Genomic DNA, 17,994 nt, shown 5'->3' on the forward strand with positions numbered 1-17,994 from the left:
AAAAAAAGTGCTGCGGTTTTCTTACAATATTTAAAATTAAATATAATTTTTAAGTTTTTGAGGTTTTAATCTCTTTAAGAAGTTTCTTATTTTTATCCGGAATTTATCTAGCTAAAAACAAGGTAATAAATTAAGCTCCAAATGGTTACAAAAAACAAGACAAAAACGAAAGATTCTTTCAGATTCTGATCTCTTTTTTTGATGTAATGTTTATACAGAGTAACTATTATAAATGTTATAATTACTAAACATGGTAATATTGTAAAGGTATACATCTTATTGGTTTAAAAAGGCATCCCACCCCTGAGCAGTAAGCGCTACCAGCTGGTTAGATCCTCTTGCTACCATAAAGTTCCCTTCTTCTTTTTCTACTGCATGTCCTATAATGGTAAAATCAGGATGGTTTTTAATTTTATCAAAATCATTTGCTGAAATAGTGAACAAAAGTTCATAATCTTCACCACCACTTAATGCTGTCATTACCGGATTTAAATTCATTTCATCCGCTGTAGAGATTGTAAGACTATCTAATGGAACTTTTTCCTCATACAATCTAAATCCTACATTAGACTGATCTGAAAGGTGAAGGATTTCGGAAGCTAAACCATCTGAAATATCGATCATAGAAGTTGGTTTGATATCCAATTCTTCTAAAATCTTTTTAACGTCTGTTCTTGCTTCAGGTTTCAGCTGTCTTTCCAGAATATAGTCGTAGCCTTCCATTTCAGGCTGCATATTCGGATCAGCAAGAAAAACAGCATGTTCTCTTTCAAGAATCTGTAATCCCATGTATGCTCCACCCAAGTCTCCTGTTACCACAAGAAGATCATTTGGTTTTGCTCCGCTTCTTTTTACGATGTTTTCTTCGTTTTCAATTCCTACAGCTGTAATGCTCATTACCAGCCCGGAATTTGAACTTGTAGTATCTCCTCCAATCAGATCAACTTTATATCTTCCACATGCCGCCTGAATTCCGGAATAGATTTCTTCTAAAGCTTCCACTGGAAAACGGTTAGACACAGCAAGAGAAACCAAAATCTGTGTAGGCGTTGCATTCATTGCTGCAATATCGCTTAGGTTTACCACCACAGCTTTATACCCTAAATGCTTTAATGGAACATAGCCCAGATTAAAGTGTACTCCTTCCGCCAGCACATCTGTTGTAAGAACTACTTTTTTGTGATCAGGATTAATAACTGCCGCATCATCTCCTACTCCAAGCTCCGAAGATTCATTGGATAGAGGAAAATGTTCTGTCAAATGCTTAATAAGACCGAATTCTCCTAATTTCGAAATGGGCGTCAGCTCCTGTGATTTATCTTCAAACATAAATTTCTGTTTATAAGTGATCTTTGAAAAATGATAATTGATATCTCAGCAATACAGATTTCATTATGTATCATTGATCAATCATCATTCATCATTTATATATTAATCTCTGCCGGGTCAATATTGTGTGGGTGGAAAGGAAACTTTTTAAAGTCTTCTCTCGATAATACCACAGTTTCCGGGCTCTTGTACTTGTTCATGGCTTCCACTACATCATCTGGTGGAGTGGTCATTTTTCTAAGCATCATATCAATCCATACTCCTGTAGCTTCTGCAGTAGCACAGTGCATGCCGTCCGGAGTATAAAATTTGTGTACAAAACGGTAGATGGAAGAATCCTCTGCACATCCGTCTATTTCTACACTTACAATAACGATCTGATCTGCATAAATTTCTTTGAAGAAAGAATATCTTTCGTGCAGGATCACCGGGCCTATTCCCCATCTGCTCAGCTGGGTAACTCCCATTTTTTCTTTAGTCATGAAAGCCATTCTGGCTTGTGCACAATATTGTACATATGATGAATTGGCTAAGTGCTTGTTGGCATCAAGATCGCTCCATCGCACTTCAAATTTATGGTAGAAAATCATTTTGAAAATCGTTTTTGAATATTATAAAATAATAATCTTCAAAAATACTCAAATAAGATGGTTTATAAAAATTGTACTTTTGAAAAAATAATCTTCCGCATAGGATTACACATACATGAAACAGATCATTATTATCGGAGGCGGTGCTGCAGGCTTTTTCTGTGCATCTAATCTTGACGAAAAAAAATATACAATTACGATTTTAGAACAGAATTCAGATGTTCTTCAGAAAGTTAAGATTTCTGGTGGCGGACGCTGCAATGTTACCCACGCATGCTTTGATCCAAGAGAACTTGTTCAGTTTTATCCTCGTGGAAACAAGGAACTACTTAGCGTTTTCAGCAAATTTCAGCCTGGAGACACCATGGAATGGTTTGATCAGCGTAATGTTCCGCTGAAAATTGAAAATGATAACAGAACTTTCCCTGAAAGTAATTCTTCTCAAACCATTATCAATACTTTTTTGAATGAAACTCAAAAGAAAAATGTAACTGTACAGACAAAGTGTACGGTAAAAGAGATTGAAAAACAGGATGAAAAATATATTGTAAGAACCAATTCAGGCAATTTTGAGGCAGATTATATCGTATACACTACCGGAAGTTCTCCAAAATCGCTGAAAATTATCGAAAATCTGGGTCATAAGATTGTGGATTTAGTCCCTTCACTTTTCACATTTAATATTAAAGATGAGTTGCTGAAAGATCTTCCGGGAACAAGTTTTGAAAACGCCGGAATTTCAATTCCAAAGCTTAAAACTGAAGAAAGCGGACCTTTGCTTATTACACACTGGGGACTTTCCGGGCCTGCTGTCCTTAAAATCTCTGCGTGGGAAGCAATAAGCCTTGCAAAGCTTAAATATAACTTTGAAATCGAGGTTAATTTCGTTTCCATAGAAATGGATGAAGCAGAAGAAATTTTCAACAATTTCAAGCAGAGCAATCCTAAAAAAACGATAGGACAGTCTAAAATTTTTGATATTACCAACAGGTTCTGGCAGAAGATTTTAGAGATTTCAAAAGTTGATCTTAATAAACAGGTTGCCAATATTTCCGGAAAGGAAATGCAGAAAATCATTGAAAATCTCTGCAAAAAAAAGTTTCAGGTAACCGGGAAATCTACCTTTAAAGATGAATTTGTAACAGCCGGAGGCGTTGATTTAAAAGAAATTAACTTCAAAAATATGTCTTCAAAATTACTTCCTAATTTCTATATTGCCGGAGAAGTTCTCAATATAGATGCCGTGACAGGCGGGTTCAATTTCCAGGCATGCTGGAGCGAAGGATGGCTGATTGCACAGGATCTCAACAGCTTATAAAAAAACACTACTTTTAATAAAAACTAAATACATGAAAAAAATAGTAGCATTCTTTCTATGTCTGGGATTCGGGCTTGTTTTTGCTCAGACAAAGGAAACTCAACCTAAGCCTGCGACAGATCATTCCAGAGATAAATACATTCCTGAACAGAGTAAACAGGCAGAATATCCTGGTGGAATTCAGGTATTTATGCGAGAGGTATCTCAAAAAATTAATACTAACCGAATAAAAGGGGCTAAGGGTAAGACCCGTTCCAATGCTAAATTCTCTGTTAATGCTAAAGGAGATATAGAAACTATTATAGTAACCGGTGAAAATGAATCTCTTAATCATGAGGTAGAAAGAGTAATGAAATCTATGAAAACCCTATGGAAACCCGGAGAATATAAGGGGAATACCGTAATGATTTGGTTTAATCTTCCTTTCATTATTAATTTTGAATAATCGGGATGCTATCTGCCAAAAGAAATACTGCAATTTTCTTCAAAATTCTTCTCATCATAGGATTTGGGTATTTCTTTTGGCTGATGTTGAAAATTACATTAGAATATATTCCATTTAATCCTGAAGCCAGTTTTTTGATGATCAAACAGACAGAAGCGATAGAAAGACCTGAATATCTTACATTTTTCTATACTCATGTCTATACGAGCATCTTTGTGCTTTTTTCTGGCTTTTTGGCTATTCTCAGAAAAGATTTCGGGCTCAAAAATTTCCACCGGAATATGGGAAAAGTATATATTTTTCTCATTCTGATCTGTGCTGCTCCTTCAGGAATTTATATGGGAATATTTGCCAACGGAGGTATTTTATCGAAGATTTCTTTTGTTATTTTAGGCTTTTTATGGTGGTTTTCAACGTTTAAAGCATATCAGCTGGCAAGACAGAAAAAATTTAAAGAACACAAGCAGTGGATGTGGCGAAGTTTCGCTTTCACTTTATCTGCTATTACCCTGAGAATGTGGAAAGTAATTATTGTATATTTATTTCATCCCAATCCAATGGATGTCTATCAAATCATTGCATGGCTGGGCTGGACCCCCAATATCCTTATTATTGAATATTTAATCACAAAAAAACATATATGAAAATTGTAAATTACACCTTGATTTCTTTACTGACAGCTTCTCTGATCAGTTGTAAAAAAGATGGTAAGACCAATGAATCGGGGAAAGATTCTCTGACCGCAAAGAAAGACTCTGTGGTAGTTCCTGAAGTTCATAAAGAATATTACGGAATTTATACCGGAGAATTCGCCGGAATGGAAAAGGTAGTTGACCAAGCAGACGGTTCAGAGTATGATGTGAACAACTACAAAAGAATTTCTTTAAAGATCAACAGAATCACCAAAGACAGCGTTTACGGGCAAAGTATTGTGAATGGGAATCAGCGCCCTTTCCGAGGAGTTTTCAATGAGGCTGCAGCGTCTTTTGTACTGGATGAACCTGGTAATGACAAAACAGACGGAAGATTTGAAGTAAAACTGAAAGGTGACAGCTTAACCGGAAATTGGAATGCTTTTGATAAAACAACCGTTAAAGCACCTTCAAAAACACTTAAGCTCATCAAAAAAGAGTTTGTTTACAACCCGAACTTTATGCTGGATAAAGATTCTGATCTGGTAGACTGGTCAAACCCTAAAGAGTTTACAGAAAAATACAAGGATGAAGAAACCGGAAAAACAGAAAGCTATAAAACCTCTAAAAACCGTATTGCTTCTGAAGCTATATTTAAACTCAATGCATCTAAGCAGAAACTGACGGAAAAAGATCTTAAAAACCTAAGAAAACTGGATCTTGAAATCATCAAGAATTCTGTATTTGCAAGACATGGCTATTCCTTTAAAAAAGAAACTTACAGAAATTTCTTTGAGCAAACAGACTGGTATATCCCGGTTTCCAACAATGTAGACAATGATCTTTCACCTATGGAAAAAGAAAATGTAGCTTTACTGAACCGTTTTACCAAATATGCGGAGGATAAATATGATAGTTTTGGGAGATAGCTGTCAGGTTGCAGGAATTAGAGATTAGGAGTTGAGGTTAATCTATCATTGTTTGTCACCTTTATGAAAATATAGAGGATCAGACAACCTGCAGCATAACATAAATTATCAATCCAAGAGAAAGAATTTCCGATCACAATATACATCAGGCTTCCAGGACGGAAGCCTAGTTTTTCTGCAATATTGAAATACTGGGCAAACTCTACCAGAAATGAAAAAATCAAAATTCCCAAAATCAATTTCTGGTCATTTACTTTTACAAAACTTTTCACAAAAGTATACAGAAGCATCACCACAATTACATCTCCGAGATACGCTCTCACAAAGAAAACATTACTGAGTTTGGTAGCAATTAATACTTCCACAAGAAAAATAAATATGGTCAGAAGAAGATACTTCAGGCTGAATTGGAATTTCATTTCAAATTTGAGTTTAGGCATAAAAAATCGGCGTTCCAGGAACACCGATCTTATTTTTATACAGCAAATATATTATTTCTTTACTTTGATTGTACATCCGATTGCTACAGTTTTCGTCATTTTCACAGGTTCTCCTTTTATAAGAGCATTTAAGGCATCCTGAGCATAATATTCTGATACGTCATTCGGGTTATCATAATTATTGTCAATAGCACCAATATATTTCACAATATTCTTTCCGTTTTCTTTTTTCAGTACAAAAACATGCGGTGTTTTTGTTGCTCCGTACTGCGGATAAATTTTCTGACTTTCATCTACCAAATATGGAAAAGTAAAGCCTTTTTGTTTTGCTCTTTCAATCATCTGCTGATAGCCGTCTTCCGGCTGTACATTAGGATCATTTGGGTTGATTGCGATGACGGGATATCCCTGAGATTTATATTTTTTATCCAGCTCAATAATTCTGTCTTCGTATTTCTTGGCGTAAGGACAATGATTGCAGGTAAATATTACAATAAATCCTTTCGCACTTTTAAAATCACTTAGGGAAACCATTTTCCCGTCTATATTTTTAAGCTTAAAATCAGCAGCTTCATCCCCTACTTCATAGCTTTTTGCCGCAATATTTTCTTTCTGGTTTTTGTTTTTATCATGATCTGTCGTTGTAAAGCTCAGTAATCCCAGCCCAACGATCAATGCTGTCATTAAAATTTTCAGGTTTTTCATAATCTATTATTATAGGTTTTCTTTAATTGTCTTGTCTAAATCTTCTTTGCTCATTTCACCATCGTTAAAGTAGAATTTTGCTCCGTTTTTATAGAACAGCGTTACCGGAATATTCCCATCCCAGTCTTTTTCAAACCTTGGAATCCATGTGTTCATTCTTTTGATATCATCCAGCAGAAGTACCTCAGCGGTAAGATTTTTATTTTTGATGAATTTCAATACTCTTTCCTTATCAGCCAATCTATCTAAAGAGACCAAAATCATCTTATATTTCTGATGCTCTGAGTATTTAGCATTCACTTCCATAAAGTGCGGAAGCTCCTTTACACAAGGAGCACAGGTGGTAGACCAGAAATTCACAACAAGTAGCTTATCTTTTTCCTGTTCAATACGCTTTTCCAGGTCTTCATATTTTACTACAGAAATATCTGTCTGCTGGGCTTTATAAACCGAACAAAGCATAAATACGTTAAGGATTATTATTAAATTCTTCATATTCAAAATTAACAAATGCATTCTTTCTCAATGGAAATCAACTTGTTAAAATTTGTTAAGAATTCTATTTATTATACAAAATTCTTTCACCAACTGTTGAATTAATAAAAATAAAATGTAACTTAGCTCAGAATCAAAACTAAAATACCATGAAAAAATCAAACATCCAGTCAAGAAAATTGACTAAAAATGAATTAAAAGAAATTAAAGGAAGCGGAAGATTATGCTTTGACGGATTCTGCCGTAGAGGAGAATTTGAAGAATGGCAGCTTGGTGCCGGTGACAAAAACGGATTCTGCTGTTAACCAAACTAAAACAATAACTAAACTAAATTTATCATGAAAAAATCAAACATTCAAAAAAGAAAATTGACAAAAAGCGAATTAAAACAAATCAATGGAGGGAGTGGACCGCTTTGCCCAGGAACTTGTTTTTGTAATATTGACGGTGAGATGACAATAGGCTCATGTAATACTAAAGGACAGTGTTGTTAATATCAAAAAAGCTTTGTTAGATAATAAAGATTGAGGCAGCCCCTCAATCTTTTTTTATGAAGAAAAATTTCAACAAAAAAAAGTTAACAATTTGAATCACAATATTTTGAATATAACAAAATAACTTGTAAATTAGCTTTTACCAAATTAAAATTAATATGAAAAATTTAAAAAATCAGAAAAGAAAATTGAACAAAACTGAACTGAAAGAGATCAGCGGTGGAGCTAACAGACCCATCTGCCCAAGAGTGATAAGCTGTACAGATCCTCACACCGGAGAAGAACGATATGGAGTTCCGGGGATGCAGGATGGATTTTGTTGTTAGACAGTTTGTAATATGTAAATAAGGAAAATATGAAAAATTCAGCCTTGAAAATAAGAAGACTCAACAAAGCCGAGCTCAAAGAAATCAATGGTGGGGCAGCTGCCTGTGCCGAAGGTTTATGTAAACTAAGAGGAGTAAGTCATTTCCTTATTATCGGCCCAAGGGGAAAAGACGGCTACTGCTGCTAATACAAAACAACAGTAAAAAAAATGATTGGATTACCCTCCAATCATTTTTTTTATCGAATTCAGCTTCATTAAAGCTTCAATAGGCGTTAAAGTGTTGATGTCTATTTTCGTAAGCTCTTCACGGATATTCTCCAGAACAGGATCATCCAGCTGGAAGAAAGAGAGCTGCATATTTTCCTCTGTTACTCTTTTGATCGTTTCTGATGAGTTGTTTCCCTGGGTTCTGCTTGCTTCCAATGTTTTAAGGATTTCATTTGCTCTGTTTACTACTTTGGCAGGCATTCCGGCCAACTTTGCCACGTGGATACCGAAACTGTGCTCGCTTCCGCCCGGAACTAATTTTCTCAGGAAAATGATATTTCCTTTGTTTTCCTGGATTGACACATGGAAGTTCTTCACCCTTTCGAAATTAACTGTCATTTCATTCAGTTCGTGGTAGTGGGTTGCAAATAACGTCTTTGCCTGTGTAGGATGCTGATGAAGATATTCTGCAATAGCCCAGGCAATAGAAACCCCGTCATAAGTAGAAGTTCCACGGCCAATTTCATCCAATAGGATCAAACTTCGTTCTGAAATATTGTTCAGGATATTGGCGGCTTCATTCATCTCTACCATGAAAGTAGATTCCCCGGCAGAAATATTATCTGTAGCTCCTACTCTTGTAAAAATCTTATCTAATAATCCGATCTCCGCATGTTTTGCAGGTACAAAACTTCCAATCTGAGCCAAAAGACATACAATTGCCGTCTGACGCAGAATAGCCGATTTACCGGCCATGTTCGGTCCTGTTACCATGATGATCTGCTGTGAATTCTTATCAAGGAAGATATCATTCGGGATATATTTTTCTCCCAGCGGAAGTGCATTTTCAATAATCGGGTGTCTGGCTTCTTTTAAGTCAATGGCATAGCCGTCATTCAAGACAGGCTTTGTATAACTCTCGGAAACAGCAAGCTCAGACAAACCGGAAGCTACATCAAGCTGAGCAATGATGTTGGAATTTCCTTGAATCTGATCAATATAAACCATCGTTTCCGCGCAAACATTTCTGTACAGTGAGGTTTCCAGAACGCCTATTTTTTCTTCAGCACCGAGGATCTGGTTTTCGTATTCTTTAAGCTCTTCCGTAATATATCTTTCAGCATTCACTAAGGTCTGCTTTCTTACCCAATCATCCGGAACTTTATCTTTATGGGTATTTCGAACTTCAATATAATATCCGAAAACGTTGTTAAAATCAATTTTAAGGCTGGTAATTCCTGTTCTTTCAATCTCTCTCTGGCACATTTCATCCAGGAAACCGCGTCCTTTGCTCTGAAGATTTCTCAATCTGTCAAGCTCTTCAGAAACGCCTTCTTTAATAACATTTCCTTTGGCAATATTTACCGGAAGCTCTTCATTAAGATGATTCTGCAGGAATTTAATCAGTTCTTCCAGATCAAATAAAGGATCTAACCAAGCCATCACATCTGCATGAGGATGCAGTAACGCTTTGATTTTATGAATATTAATTAAACTTTGGCGCAAATATCCCAGTTCTTTAGGTGAAATTTTCTCTGCTGCCAGTTTTCCCATTAATCGGTCAAGATCAGAAATTGATTTCAGAAGCTGGCTAATCTCATATTTAAGAGCATCATTTTCGTTTAAGAAATCAATCAGAGAAAGCCTTCTCATAATCTCATCCACCGATTTTAAAGGCAGAATAATTCTCCTTCTCAAAAGTCTTCCTCCCATCGGAGTAGACGTTTTATCAATGATATCCAGCAGTGATTTTCCCTGTGGATTGCTTGGGTAAACGATTTCCAGGTTCCTCAGGGTAAAATTATCCATCATCAGATAATCTTCCTGCGGAATGACCTGTAGTTTTGTAATATGGGCAAGCAGATTATGATGGGTATCTTCTACCAGATAGGCAAAAATAGCACCTGCTGCCGTGATTGCCGACGGAAGATTTTCCACTCCAAAACCTTTTAATGAATTGGTTTTAAAATGATTCGTCAGCTTTTCGTAAGCAAAATTATATTGGAAAGCCCAGTCTTCAAGTTTAAAGGCATTTTTATTTTTGATCTGTTCCGGAATCTGTGTGCTTCTCTGGAAAATAATCTCACTGGGATCAAAAGTATTGACGATGTGTAAAAGCTTTTCTAAATTTCCTTCGCTTACCAGAAACTCTCCCGTAGAGATGTCTACCAAAGCTATTCCATACTTCTCTTTTTCTTTATGTAATGAAAGAAGGAAGTTATTTTTTTTGGAATTTAACACCTGATCATTGAAGGTAACGCCGGGTGTTACCAACTCTGTAACACCTCTTTTCACAATTCCTTTCACCATCTTAGGATCTTCCAGCTGATCACAGATTGCCACCCTCATGCCTGCTCTTACCAATTTTGGAAGATAAGAATCTACAGAATGATGTGGAAACCCAGCAAGTTCTATATGCCCCTCACCATTGGCTCTTTTGGTAAGCACAATACCCAGAATCTGAGAAGTTCTGACAGCATCCTGCCCAAAAGTTTCATAAAAATCCCCAACCCTGAATAATAACAACGCATCAGGGTATTTCGCCTTGATGGTATTGTACTGCGTCATTAATGGGGTTTCTTTCTTCGCTGCTTTTGCCATAGTAAAAAATGAGCCCCAAATTTAGAAAAATAAATTCAGGGTAAGAGAATTGTTTGAGGGTTAATGTTCTATGTTTTTCTTTATCAGGAATTAATTGTATTTTCACCATCAAATCACATTATTCATGGAATTTCCTGTTTTAGAGACTGAAAGGCTTATTTTGCGTAAGCTTACTTTTAATGATACCCAAGACCTTTTTGAGTACTTTTCTTTGGATGAAGTGATGGAATATTATGACCTTGACACTTTCAAGACAGAAGAAGATTCCAGACACATTATCCAGCATTTCAACAGTGAATTCGAAAAAGGAAAAGGTTTCAGATGGGCTCTGGAACTGAAATCCACAGGAAAAGTCATTGGTACCTGTGGTTACCACAATTGGTACAGGGAGCATTTCCGGGCAGAAGTTGGCTATGAGCTCAATCCTAAATTCTGGCAGCAATCTTATATGAAAGAAGCCATTCTTCCTATTTTAACATATGGGTTTGAAACCATGAGACTTCACCGTGTAGATGCTTTCATAGATCCTTCCAATATTTCTTCCGAAAGACTGTTAACTTCTTTAAATTTCAGCAAAGAGGGAACATTGAAAGATTATTTTTTTGAAAAAGGAAAATTTGTTGATGCAACCATTTTCGGGCTGATTAATAAATAGGCAGGAAGTCTGAAGATGGGTGATGGAAGTTTATATTGGCCGTTTAATTACTGATCATCTTTAAATAAAAATGAAATCAAGTAATACTAAACTGTAAAGAGGCTTCCCTCTTCCAGCCTCCTTCTTCCTTCCCTTATTTTCCTGCTTTCATATGTTTTTTCAAAGCATTTGAGCTTTTCTTATAGGCCCATTTCTGCTTGTAATCCACCCATTTTGCTTTGAAAAGCTTACGCATCAGTTTATCTGTGTATCTCATAATGAAAACGTGATACAACATATTGGCAAAAACATTAGGTTTATTGGGCAACGCTCTCAGCGAAAGAGAAAAACCAGGTTCCAGATATCTATTGAAATGCCAGAAAGCACCTGGAATAAACAATGTGTCACCATGCTCCATGAAAATTTCATATCCTCTGGCATGTTTCAGGGCAGGAAATTTTTCGTAATCAGGGTTTTCATAATCTACCTCGTAAACGGTATGAACAGACAAAGGCACTTTATACAAAAACGGAGATTGCTTCTGGTCAAACAAAAGGATTCTTTTCTTTCCTTCGAAATGAATATGCATGAAATCACCCAGATCCACATCATAATGCATCAAAACATGAGCTTCACTTCCTCCGAAGAATAAAGTTGGCAGTCTTTTAAAGAATTTGATACCAAGATCCGGATAAGTGAAATTTTTCAGCAGCTCGGGAAGCCTGTCAGTAATGATATAGAAAAAGATACGAAGATCTGAAGGCTTACTTTTAATGGTATCAATATACTCCTTCATTTTCATATGGGTAACCGGAGCATCAGAGCTCTTCGCAGCATCAGCCGGTTTATTATCATACAGCGGAACTTCCTGATCTCCTGCTTTTTCGCGGATATAAGCCAGGTTCCATTTGTCAAAAGCATCCCATCGGCTGGCAAAATTCTTAATCAAAAGAGGTTTTTGCTTTTTAAAATAATTTTTCTGAAAATCTTCTTTACTGATATCATTTACAACATCTACGTTTTCGAGGATCATATACTTTGTATTTAATGCGAAATAAAAATAGTGTTTTTTTGAAACCCGAGAAAATTAAGATTAAAAGGGCTGGAAGCTGGAAGAGCGAAGCGGGAGTTAAGGTTGTCGCAAACACCTATACGTCATTCTATAAAAAGATTTTTATGGAAACTGACTTTTTCTTCGCCTTCAATACCACCCCTCTTCCAGCTTCAGACTTCCTCACTTTATTAGCAGAGCTCAGATGAAAAATTTATATTTGTGGTAATAAGCGAGTTTATGAGAGTCTACAATACCAAACATTTCATTAAAATTCTTTTTAGTTTACACAAAAGCGATACTCTAAAAATTCTTTTTCCAAGTATGATTCTTGTAGGGCTATATTCCTGGGGAATTCAATATCTGGAAGTGGAATATCTTCACCTTACGACTAAATCAGGAGTCAGCAATGTAGGAATGATTCACTCTCTGCTGGGCTTTGTCCTTTCCCTTTTATTGGTGTTCAGAACAAATACAGCCTATGACAGGTGGTGGGAAGGAAGAAAACTTTGGGGAAAATTGGTTAATGACACCCGAAACTTCGCCATAAAAATCAATACCATTTTGGGCGATAACCGTCAGGATGTTGACCAAATTGCAAGATATTTAAAATACTTTCCTCACTTTTTAGCCAAACATCTTTCAAAAGAATCTACAAGGCTCGCTTTGGATGAAGATTATTCTGAAATTGAAAGCTCTTTAAAACATCACGGGCCAAGCGAAATAATTATCCTGTTAAGCCATAAGCTGAATCAATTGAAAAAGGAAGGAAAAGTTTCTGAAGTTGAAATGTTATATTTAGACACCCAGCTTTCAGGGTTTCTGGATGTATGCGGAGGCTGCGAGAGAATCAAAAATACTCCGATCCCTTACTCTTACTCTTCTTTCATCAAGAAATTCATTATTTTGTATGTTTTTGCCCTGCCAATTGCATATGTTATTACGATAGGGCTTTTCATGATTCCACTAACGGTTTTTGTGTATTATGTACTGATGAGTCTTGAACTTATTGCAGAGGAAATTGAAGATCCGTTCAATAATGATGAAAATGACATTCCTATGGAAACCTTAGCTCAGAATATTGAGAAGAATGTTCATCAGATTATGAACAGAAAATAAAAAATCAAGCTGTTAAAGCTTGATTTCTTTGAGTTCGCCGTCCTGTTTTATTTCTACAAATTTGCTTTCCCTGTTGGCCGCAGAATATCCGTAGAAAAATGTACTGTATATAGGTGTTGAATACAGATAAGCTCCATATCCATTATAAGCATCTGAAGTTCCGGTCTGTTGCTGGTAGCTTGCTGTTGCTGTAAAATTAACGATGGTTTCAAGATAATATTTCCCAGGTTTCAGCTTTTCAAACTTAAACCTGCCGTGGTCATCCGTTAAAGCTTCTACTCTGTATTTAAAAGCTTCTTCAGACATATATACCGTTGTTTTTTTGTTTTCAAATTTCCTTCTCATATCATAAAATTCCTGAAAATAAGGAGTTACAGGAAAAAGCATGACAACGGTTCCTTTAGGTGCATAATGCTTCTCTCCAAGCAACGGCTTGATGCCCCAATTGTTTTTCTGTTTGGTAGAAGCCACTCCTTCAATGGTGGAATTTCCGAATCCGAGCATTTCTCTCGCCAGTTTTTTATCAAAAAAAGCTTGAGGATAATACGTATTCTGTGCACTCAGGTACATAAATCCCCATGTCAGTATGAATAATGTGAATAATTTTTTCATAGTATATTTTTGAGTCAAATATAAGTATTTTACTATTTTTGAAATAAAAATAGCTATGAAGTACATGTTTCTATTATTCTTTTCCACTTCTGCTCTGATCACGGCGCAGAAACCCTGTGGATATAAAGACGGATTACAGGAGGGATCCTGCAAAGAGTTTTATGATAACGGCCAGGTAAAAAATACGGTGGAATGGAAAAAAGGAAAACTGGACGGAGATGCCATTTTTTATCATGATAATGGAAAAGTACTGTCAAAAGGAGAATATAAAAAAGGATACAAAGTAAAAGAATGGTCCTATTTTGATAAAAACGGAGTGCTTACTTCCAAAGAAGCCTTCAGAAACGGAGAAAAGAATATTTATGACAATAGTCTTACGGCCACATTTTATTCTCCTGCGGGAAAAATAACTGAAATTTCCAATTATAAATTCAATAAATTACAGGGAGAAAGCAGAACCTTCCATGAAGACGGAAAATCAATAAAAGAAATAGGCCAGTATGATAATGGGCTTGCCACCGGAAAATGGAAAGTGCTTTATCCATCAGGAAAACTACAGCGCGAAACGGAATTCGCAAACGATAAAAGAAACGGAAGCAGGGTTCATTACCGTGAAGACGGGAGCATAGAAAAGACAGAGGTCTATAAAGACGGAAAATTAATCTCAACAAAATAATACAATTGGTACAGAAACTAAAACTGGAAGAGCTTAACAGAATAGATGTAGAAACATTTAAGAAGGTTGAAAAAATTCCGTTGGTCATCATTTTAGATAATATCAGAAGTATGCACAATGTAGGTGCAGCTTTCAGAACGGCAGATGCCTTTTTAATTGAAAAAATAATCCTTTGCGGAATTACCCCGCAGCCCCCCACCGTGAAATTCATAAAGCGGCATTGGGAGCAACGGAAAGCGTAGACTGGTCTCATGAAACAGAAACCAACGCTGCTATTGCCGATTTGAAAAGCAAAGGATACGAAATCATCGGAATTGAGCAGACTACCGGAAGCCAGCTTATCACGGATTTCACGATTGACCGATTAAAAAAATATGCTTTGATTTTAGGAAACGAAGTAGAAGGAATAAGCGATGAAGTTCTTCCTAATATTGATGTATTTTTAGAAATTCCACAGCTTGGAACCAAGCATTCTCTTAATGTAAGTGTGTGCGCCGGAATTGTAATGTGGGAATTTGCAAAAGCATTAAAATAAAAAAACTGCATATGTCCTTAGTAGACAGTGCAGTTTGAAATAAATCTAATAAAAAGTAAAAATGAAAGGCGACAAAGGTACTTTATTTTTCCTTACAAACAAATTTTGACAGCATTTTTTTTGATTCACATTAAAAAAAATAGGGTTTTCAGAAAAAGTTTCATTTAATTTTTTATAAATTAGCACAATGTTTATCAAGGACTATATCTCAAAAGACTTTCCGTGTTTTAGCCTGTCTGACTCCATCGAGTCAGCCAGAAATATGTTGGAGGATTTTGGATATTCCCATGTTTTCATCAAAAAATCCCATCACTTCTACGGAGCTCTTGCAATGGATTTTCTGTATGAGGAAGATGGAGGAACACTGAAGGATCTGGAACACCAGATTGAGCGCTTTGCCATTCTGGAAGACAATAATATTATGGACAGTATCCGTCTGTTTTATACTTTCACTTCCAATGTGATTCCGGTGATTAATAAAAATGAAAAATATCTGGGGTATATTACCTGTGAAGATGTTTTTCAGGATCTTTCCCGTTATCCTTTATTTTCAGAAACAGGAGCTATTCTTACAGTAGAAACTCCAGCCAGAAAATACTCTATGACGGAAATTACCAATATCGTAGAAAGCAATAACTCTAAATTTTACGGAGGATTTATAAGCTTTATGTCTGAAGAGGTAGTACAGGTCACCATAAAGATCAGCAATGAAAACCTTGCCTCAATAGACGCTACATTTGACCGGTACGACTACAGAATTGTTGAAAAATACTATTCTGATGAGAAATCCGATCTGTTTAAAGACCGTTTTGGGTTTTTACAAAAATTCATAGAAATATAACATGAAGGCAGCCATATATTCTCAGAAAAAAGATCTTGATACTTTTTTATATTTAAGCAAGTTTATCTCTGAACTTGAAAGCAGAGGGGTAAAATCTGTTCTGTATGATGAAATGGCTGAAGCACTTCAGTTTTCAAAAATATTCGAAACTTTCAATTGTAAGCAGGATCTTCTGGATAAAGAAGTGGATCTGTTCTTCACTTTCGGTGGAGACGGAACCATTGTAAACTCTTTAACTTTCATTGAAGATCTTGAAATTCCTGTTGTAGGAGTCAATACCGGAAGACTTGGTTTTTTGGCTTTCTTTACTAAAGAAGAAGCCTTTAAAGAACTGGATTCTATTTTGAAAGGAGAAGTTAAAACAAGCCGCCGCTCTGTTATTGAAGTGGTTTCTCCAAAACTGGAAGGAGCATTTCCTTATGCTTTGAACGACGTTACGGTTTCCAGAAAAGAAACAACTTCCATGATTACTGTGGATTCCTACATCAATGATGAATTTTTGAATGTTTTCTGGGGTGATGGTGTCATCATTTCAACCCCTACAGGTTCTACCGCTTACTCTCTGAGCTGTGGGGGACCTATCATTTCGCCAAACAACGAAAACTTTGTGATCACTCCAATTGCTCCTCACAATCTGAACGTGAGACCTCTTGTAGTGAATGATAAAGTAGAAATAAAATTCCGGGTGGAAAGCCGTGTACCTCAATATTCACTTTCCTTAGACTCCCGACTGATTCATATAGAAACCGACAAGGAAATCATCATTAAAAAAGCAAAATTTCAGCTTCTTCTGGTGCAGCCGAACAGTTTAAGTTTCTATGAAACCATCCGTCAGAAGCTGCTTTGGGGCAGAGACAAAAGAAATTAGTGATTTCTTAAAAATGATTACCTTTACACGAAATTAAAAACACCTAATAAATTTATAACAAAAAGTAAAACATGAGCAGAATTTTTCCGGCAGGAGTTGCCACAGGTCAGTTAGTTACTGATATTTTTCAGCATGCTAAAGAAAATAAATTTGCATTACCTGCAGTAAACGTAATTGGATCAAGCAACATTAACGCTGTGATGGAAACTGCAGCGAAATTGAACGCTCCTGTCATTATCCAGTTTTCAAACGGTGGAGCTATGTTCAACGCAGGAAAAGGATTAAACAACGACGGACAAAGAGCTGCCGTTTTAGGATCTATCGCCGGAGCAAAACATATCCACACTCTTGCTGAAGCTTACGGAGCAACAGTAATTTTACACACAGACCACTGTGCAAAGAAATTACTTCCTTGGATTGACGGATTAATGGATGCTAACGAAGATTTCTACAAGCAGACAGGAAAATCTCTTTATTCTTCTCACATGTTAGATCTTTCTGAAGAATCTTTAGAAGAAAACCTTGAGATTTCAGCTCAGTATTTCGAAAGAATGGCTAAGCTTCAGATGACTCTTGAAGTAGAAATCGGGGTAACTGGTGGTGAAGAAGATGGTGTTGACAACTCAGACGTTGATAACTCTAAATTATATACTCAGCCAGAAGATATCGCTTATACTTATGAGAAATTAAAAGCAATTTCTGATAACTTCACAATTGCTGCCGCTTTCGGTAACGTACACGGAGTTTACAAGCCAGGAAACGTAGTTCTTACTCCAAAAATCCTTGACAATTCTCAGAAATATGTTCAGGAGAAATTCGGAACAGCTGCTAAGCCTATCAACTTTGTATTCCACGGAGGTTCAGGATCTACTTTGGAAGAGATCAGAGAAGCTATCGACTACGGAGTAATCAAAATGAATATCGACACTGACCTTCAGTTTGCCTACACAGAAGGAGTAAGAGATTATATGGTAAACAACATCGACTATTTAAGAGCTCAAATCGGAAACCCTGAAGGAGAAGAAAAACCTAACAAGAAATTCTATGACCCAAGAGTTTGGGTAAGAAAAGGTGAGGAAACATTCTCTACAAGATTAGTGAAAGCATTTGAAGATTTAAATAACGTAGATACTTTAAAATAAGAA

At 36.2% G+C, this 17,994-nt stretch carries 22 protein-coding genes and 1 pseudogene; 15 read left to right on the top strand and 8 right to left on the bottom strand.

All coding sequences use genetic code 11. The annotated features are described in order from the left end of the window. Nucleotides 1-276: 276 nt before the first annotated feature. Nucleotides 277-1,329 (bottom strand): thiamine-phosphate kinase, encoded by a 1,053-nt coding sequence (gene thiL / locus CLU97_RS03140; RefSeq protein WP_121486655.1) that lies wholly within the window; start codon nucleotides 1,327-1,329, stop codon nucleotides 277-279. A 95-nt stretch (nucleotides 1,330-1,424) separates the two neighbouring features. Then, complete coding sequence (locus CLU97_RS03145; protein WP_105700358.1) at nucleotides 1,425-1,919, bottom strand: acyl-CoA thioesterase; 495 nt, start codon at nucleotides 1,917-1,919, stop codon at nucleotides 1,425-1,427. 115 nt (nucleotides 1,920-2,034) lie between these two features. Between CLU97_RS03145 and CLU97_RS03150 the strand changes: the two genes are divergently transcribed. From CLU97_RS03150 to CLU97_RS03165, 4 genes are read left to right on the top strand one after another with little or no spacing between them, the layout of a single operon-like run. Then, entirely contained in the window at nucleotides 2,035-3,237 is a 1,203-nt protein-coding gene (locus CLU97_RS03150; protein ID WP_121486656.1) for an NAD(P)/FAD-dependent oxidoreductase, read from the top strand. 31 nt (nucleotides 3,238-3,268) lie between these two features. Further along, entirely contained in the window at nucleotides 3,269-3,682 is a 414-nt protein-coding gene (locus tag CLU97_RS03155; protein ID WP_121486657.1) for a hypothetical protein, read from the top strand. A gap of 5 nt (nucleotides 3,683-3,687) precedes the next feature. Further along, entirely contained in the window at nucleotides 3,688-4,326 is a 639-nt protein-coding gene (locus CLU97_RS03160; protein WP_121486658.1) for a DUF2306 domain-containing protein, read from the top strand. Beyond that, nucleotides 4,323-5,243, top strand: coding sequence for a YARHG domain-containing protein (locus CLU97_RS03165; RefSeq protein ID WP_121486659.1), 921 nt, complete (start codon nucleotides 4,323-4,325; stop codon nucleotides 5,241-5,243). The genes CLU97_RS03160 and CLU97_RS03165 overlap by 4 nt, the downstream gene beginning before the upstream one ends. A 17-nt stretch (nucleotides 5,244-5,260) precedes the next feature. Here CLU97_RS03165 and CLU97_RS03170 read toward each other — a convergent pair whose 3' ends face one another. The 3 genes from CLU97_RS03170 to CLU97_RS03180 form a co-directional block, all read right to left on the bottom strand. Continuing rightward, nucleotides 5,261-5,662: a DUF2809 domain-containing protein gene (locus CLU97_RS03170; RefSeq protein WP_121489635.1), complete on the bottom strand. Its 402-nt coding sequence runs from the start codon at nucleotides 5,660-5,662 to the stop codon at nucleotides 5,261-5,263. Between the two features lie 72 nt (nucleotides 5,663-5,734). Further along, complete coding sequence (locus CLU97_RS03175; protein WP_121486660.1) at nucleotides 5,735-6,388, bottom strand: thioredoxin family protein; 654 nt, start codon at nucleotides 6,386-6,388, stop codon at nucleotides 5,735-5,737. Between the two features lie 9 nt (nucleotides 6,389-6,397). Beyond that, the gene (locus CLU97_RS03180; RefSeq protein ID WP_121486661.1) at nucleotides 6,398-6,883 is read right to left on the bottom strand and encodes a TlpA family protein disulfide reductase; all 486 of its coding nucleotides are present in this window, start codon (nucleotides 6,881-6,883) and stop codon (nucleotides 6,398-6,400) included. A 149-nt stretch (nucleotides 6,884-7,032) separates the two neighbouring features. Here CLU97_RS03180 and CLU97_RS23535 point away from each other — a divergent pair, with 149 nt between their 5' ends. From CLU97_RS23535 to CLU97_RS23545, 3 genes are all read left to right on the top strand, one after another. Continuing rightward, nucleotides 7,033-7,188, top strand: coding sequence for a hypothetical protein (locus CLU97_RS23535; protein WP_165790435.1), 156 nt, complete (start codon nucleotides 7,033-7,035; stop codon nucleotides 7,186-7,188). Between the two features lie 347 nt (nucleotides 7,189-7,535). Then, nucleotides 7,536-7,703: a hypothetical protein gene (locus CLU97_RS23540; protein WP_183084506.1), complete on the top strand. Its 168-nt coding sequence runs from the start codon at nucleotides 7,536-7,538 to the stop codon at nucleotides 7,701-7,703. 29 nt (nucleotides 7,704-7,732) lie between these two features. Then, nucleotides 7,733-7,891, top strand: coding sequence for a hypothetical protein (locus tag CLU97_RS23545; protein ID WP_183084507.1), 159 nt, complete (start codon nucleotides 7,733-7,735; stop codon nucleotides 7,889-7,891). A 30-nt stretch (nucleotides 7,892-7,921) separates the two neighbouring features. Here the strand turns inward: CLU97_RS23545 and mutS are convergent, their stop codons facing one another. After that, complete coding sequence (mutS, locus tag CLU97_RS03190) at nucleotides 7,922-10,513, bottom strand: DNA mismatch repair protein MutS (RefSeq protein WP_121486663.1); 2,592 nt, start codon at nucleotides 10,511-10,513, stop codon at nucleotides 7,922-7,924. Nucleotides 10,514-10,637: 124 nt separating this feature from the next. Here mutS and CLU97_RS03195 point away from each other — a divergent pair, with 124 nt between their 5' ends. Beyond that, nucleotides 10,638-11,168, top strand: coding sequence for a GNAT family N-acetyltransferase (locus CLU97_RS03195; protein ID WP_121486664.1), 531 nt, complete (start codon nucleotides 10,638-10,640; stop codon nucleotides 11,166-11,168). A gap of 133 nt (nucleotides 11,169-11,301) precedes the next feature. On the opposite strand, the gene CLU97_RS03200 is transcribed toward CLU97_RS03195, so the two are convergent. Beyond that, complete coding sequence (locus CLU97_RS03200; protein WP_121486665.1) at nucleotides 11,302-12,180, bottom strand: cupin-like domain-containing protein; 879 nt, start codon at nucleotides 12,178-12,180, stop codon at nucleotides 11,302-11,304. Nucleotides 12,181-12,218: 38 nt separating this feature from the next. Here CLU97_RS03200 and CLU97_RS03205 point away from each other — a divergent pair, with 38 nt between their 5' ends. Continuing rightward, complete coding sequence (locus CLU97_RS03205; RefSeq protein WP_147436432.1) at nucleotides 12,219-12,407, top strand: hypothetical protein; 189 nt, start codon at nucleotides 12,219-12,221, stop codon at nucleotides 12,405-12,407. A 31-nt stretch (nucleotides 12,408-12,438) separates the two neighbouring features. Next, nucleotides 12,439-13,317 carry a bestrophin family protein gene (locus CLU97_RS03210; RefSeq protein ID WP_121486667.1) on the top strand — a complete coding sequence of 293 codons (879 nt, stop codon included), beginning with the start codon at nucleotides 12,439-12,441 and terminating at the stop codon, nucleotides 13,315-13,317. A gap of 12 nt (nucleotides 13,318-13,329) precedes the next feature. Here the strand turns inward: CLU97_RS03210 and CLU97_RS03215 are convergent, their stop codons facing one another. Then, nucleotides 13,330-13,929 carry a hypothetical protein gene (locus tag CLU97_RS03215; protein WP_228437498.1) on the bottom strand — a complete coding sequence of 200 codons (600 nt, stop codon included), beginning with the start codon at nucleotides 13,927-13,929 and terminating at the stop codon, nucleotides 13,330-13,332. A gap of 55 nt (nucleotides 13,930-13,984) precedes the next feature. Between CLU97_RS03215 and CLU97_RS03220 the strand changes: the two genes are divergently transcribed. From CLU97_RS03220 to fbaA, 5 genes and pseudogenes are all read left to right on the top strand, one after another. Next, nucleotides 13,985-14,605: a toxin-antitoxin system YwqK family antitoxin gene (locus tag CLU97_RS03220; protein ID WP_121486668.1), complete on the top strand. Its 621-nt coding sequence runs from the start codon at nucleotides 13,985-13,987 to the stop codon at nucleotides 14,603-14,605. Between the two features lie 5 nt (nucleotides 14,606-14,610). Further along, nucleotides 14,611-15,140, top strand: a pseudogene (locus tag CLU97_RS03225) (RNA methyltransferase). 187 nt (nucleotides 15,141-15,327) lie between these two features. Beyond that, on the top strand, nucleotides 15,328-15,981 hold the full coding sequence (locus CLU97_RS03230) for a CBS domain-containing protein (RefSeq protein ID WP_121486669.1): 654 nt from the start codon (nucleotides 15,328-15,330) through the stop codon (nucleotides 15,979-15,981). Nucleotide 15,982: 1 nt separating this feature from the next. Continuing rightward, the gene (locus CLU97_RS03235) at nucleotides 15,983-16,849 is read left to right on the top strand and encodes an NAD kinase (protein WP_121486670.1); all 867 of its coding nucleotides are present in this window, start codon (nucleotides 15,983-15,985) and stop codon (nucleotides 16,847-16,849) included. A 71-nt stretch (nucleotides 16,850-16,920) separates the two neighbouring features. Beyond that, nucleotides 16,921-17,991 carry a class II fructose-bisphosphate aldolase gene (gene fbaA, locus CLU97_RS03240; protein WP_121486671.1) on the top strand — a complete coding sequence of 357 codons (1,071 nt, stop codon included), beginning with the start codon at nucleotides 16,921-16,923 and terminating at the stop codon, nucleotides 17,989-17,991. The last annotated feature ends 3 nt before the right edge of the window (nucleotides 17,992-17,994 follow it).

This window comes from Chryseobacterium sp. 7 (assembly GCF_003663845.1).
GTDB lineage: Bacteria > Bacteroidota > Bacteroidia > Flavobacteriales > Weeksellaceae > Chryseobacterium.

Coding starts and splice junctions, on each gene's coding strand:
- CLU97_RS03195 (WP_121486664.1), top strand. CDS start 10,638: ATGGAATTTCCTGTTTTAGAGACTGAAAGGCTTATTTTGCGTAAGCTT.
- fbaA (WP_121486671.1), top strand. CDS start 16,921: ATGAGCAGAATTTTTCCGGCAGGAGTTGCCACAGGTCAGTTAGTTACT.
- CLU97_RS03180 (WP_121486661.1), bottom strand. CDS start 6,883: ATGAAGAATTTAATAATAATCCTTAACGTATTTATGCTTTGTTCGGTT.
- CLU97_RS03160 (WP_121486658.1), top strand. CDS start 3,688: ATGCTATCTGCCAAAAGAAATACTGCAATTTTCTTCAAAATTCTTCTC.
- CLU97_RS03230 (WP_121486669.1), top strand. CDS start 15,328: ATGTTTATCAAGGACTATATCTCAAAAGACTTTCCGTGTTTTAGCCTG.
- CLU97_RS23535 (WP_165790435.1), top strand. CDS start 7,033: ATGAAAAAATCAAACATCCAGTCAAGAAAATTGACTAAAAATGAATTA.
- CLU97_RS03170 (WP_121489635.1), bottom strand. CDS start 5,662: ATGAAATTCCAATTCAGCCTGAAGTATCTTCTTCTGACCATATTTATT.
- thiL (WP_121486655.1), bottom strand. CDS start 1,329: ATGTTTGAAGATAAATCACAGGAGCTGACGCCCATTTCGAAATTAGGA.
- CLU97_RS03235 (WP_121486670.1), top strand. CDS start 15,983: ATGAAGGCAGCCATATATTCTCAGAAAAAAGATCTTGATACTTTTTTA.
- CLU97_RS03210 (WP_121486667.1), top strand. CDS start 12,439: ATGAGAGTCTACAATACCAAACATTTCATTAAAATTCTTTTTAGTTTA.
- CLU97_RS03155 (WP_121486657.1), top strand. CDS start 3,269: ATGAAAAAAATAGTAGCATTCTTTCTATGTCTGGGATTCGGGCTTGTT.
- CLU97_RS03150 (WP_121486656.1), top strand. CDS start 2,035: ATGAAACAGATCATTATTATCGGAGGCGGTGCTGCAGGCTTTTTCTGT.
- CLU97_RS03165 (WP_121486659.1), top strand. CDS start 4,323: ATGAAAATTGTAAATTACACCTTGATTTCTTTACTGACAGCTTCTCTG.
- CLU97_RS03215 (WP_228437498.1), bottom strand. CDS start 13,929: ATGAAAAAATTATTCACATTATTCATACTGACATGGGGATTTATGTAC.
- CLU97_RS03175 (WP_121486660.1), bottom strand. CDS start 6,388: ATGAAAAACCTGAAAATTTTAATGACAGCATTGATCGTTGGGCTGGGA.
- CLU97_RS23545 (WP_183084507.1), top strand. CDS start 7,733: ATGAAAAATTCAGCCTTGAAAATAAGAAGACTCAACAAAGCCGAGCTC.
- CLU97_RS03145 (WP_105700358.1), bottom strand. CDS start 1,919: ATGATTTTCTACCATAAATTTGAAGTGCGATGGAGCGATCTTGATGCC.
- CLU97_RS23540 (WP_183084506.1), top strand. CDS start 7,536: ATGAAAAATTTAAAAAATCAGAAAAGAAAATTGAACAAAACTGAACTG.
- CLU97_RS03200 (WP_121486665.1), bottom strand. CDS start 12,180: ATGATCCTCGAAAACGTAGATGTTGTAAATGATATCAGTAAAGAAGAT.
- mutS (WP_121486663.1), bottom strand. CDS start 10,513: ATGGCAAAAGCAGCGAAGAAAGAAACCCCATTAATGACGCAGTACAAT.
- CLU97_RS03220 (WP_121486668.1), top strand. CDS start 13,985: ATGAAGTACATGTTTCTATTATTCTTTTCCACTTCTGCTCTGATCACG.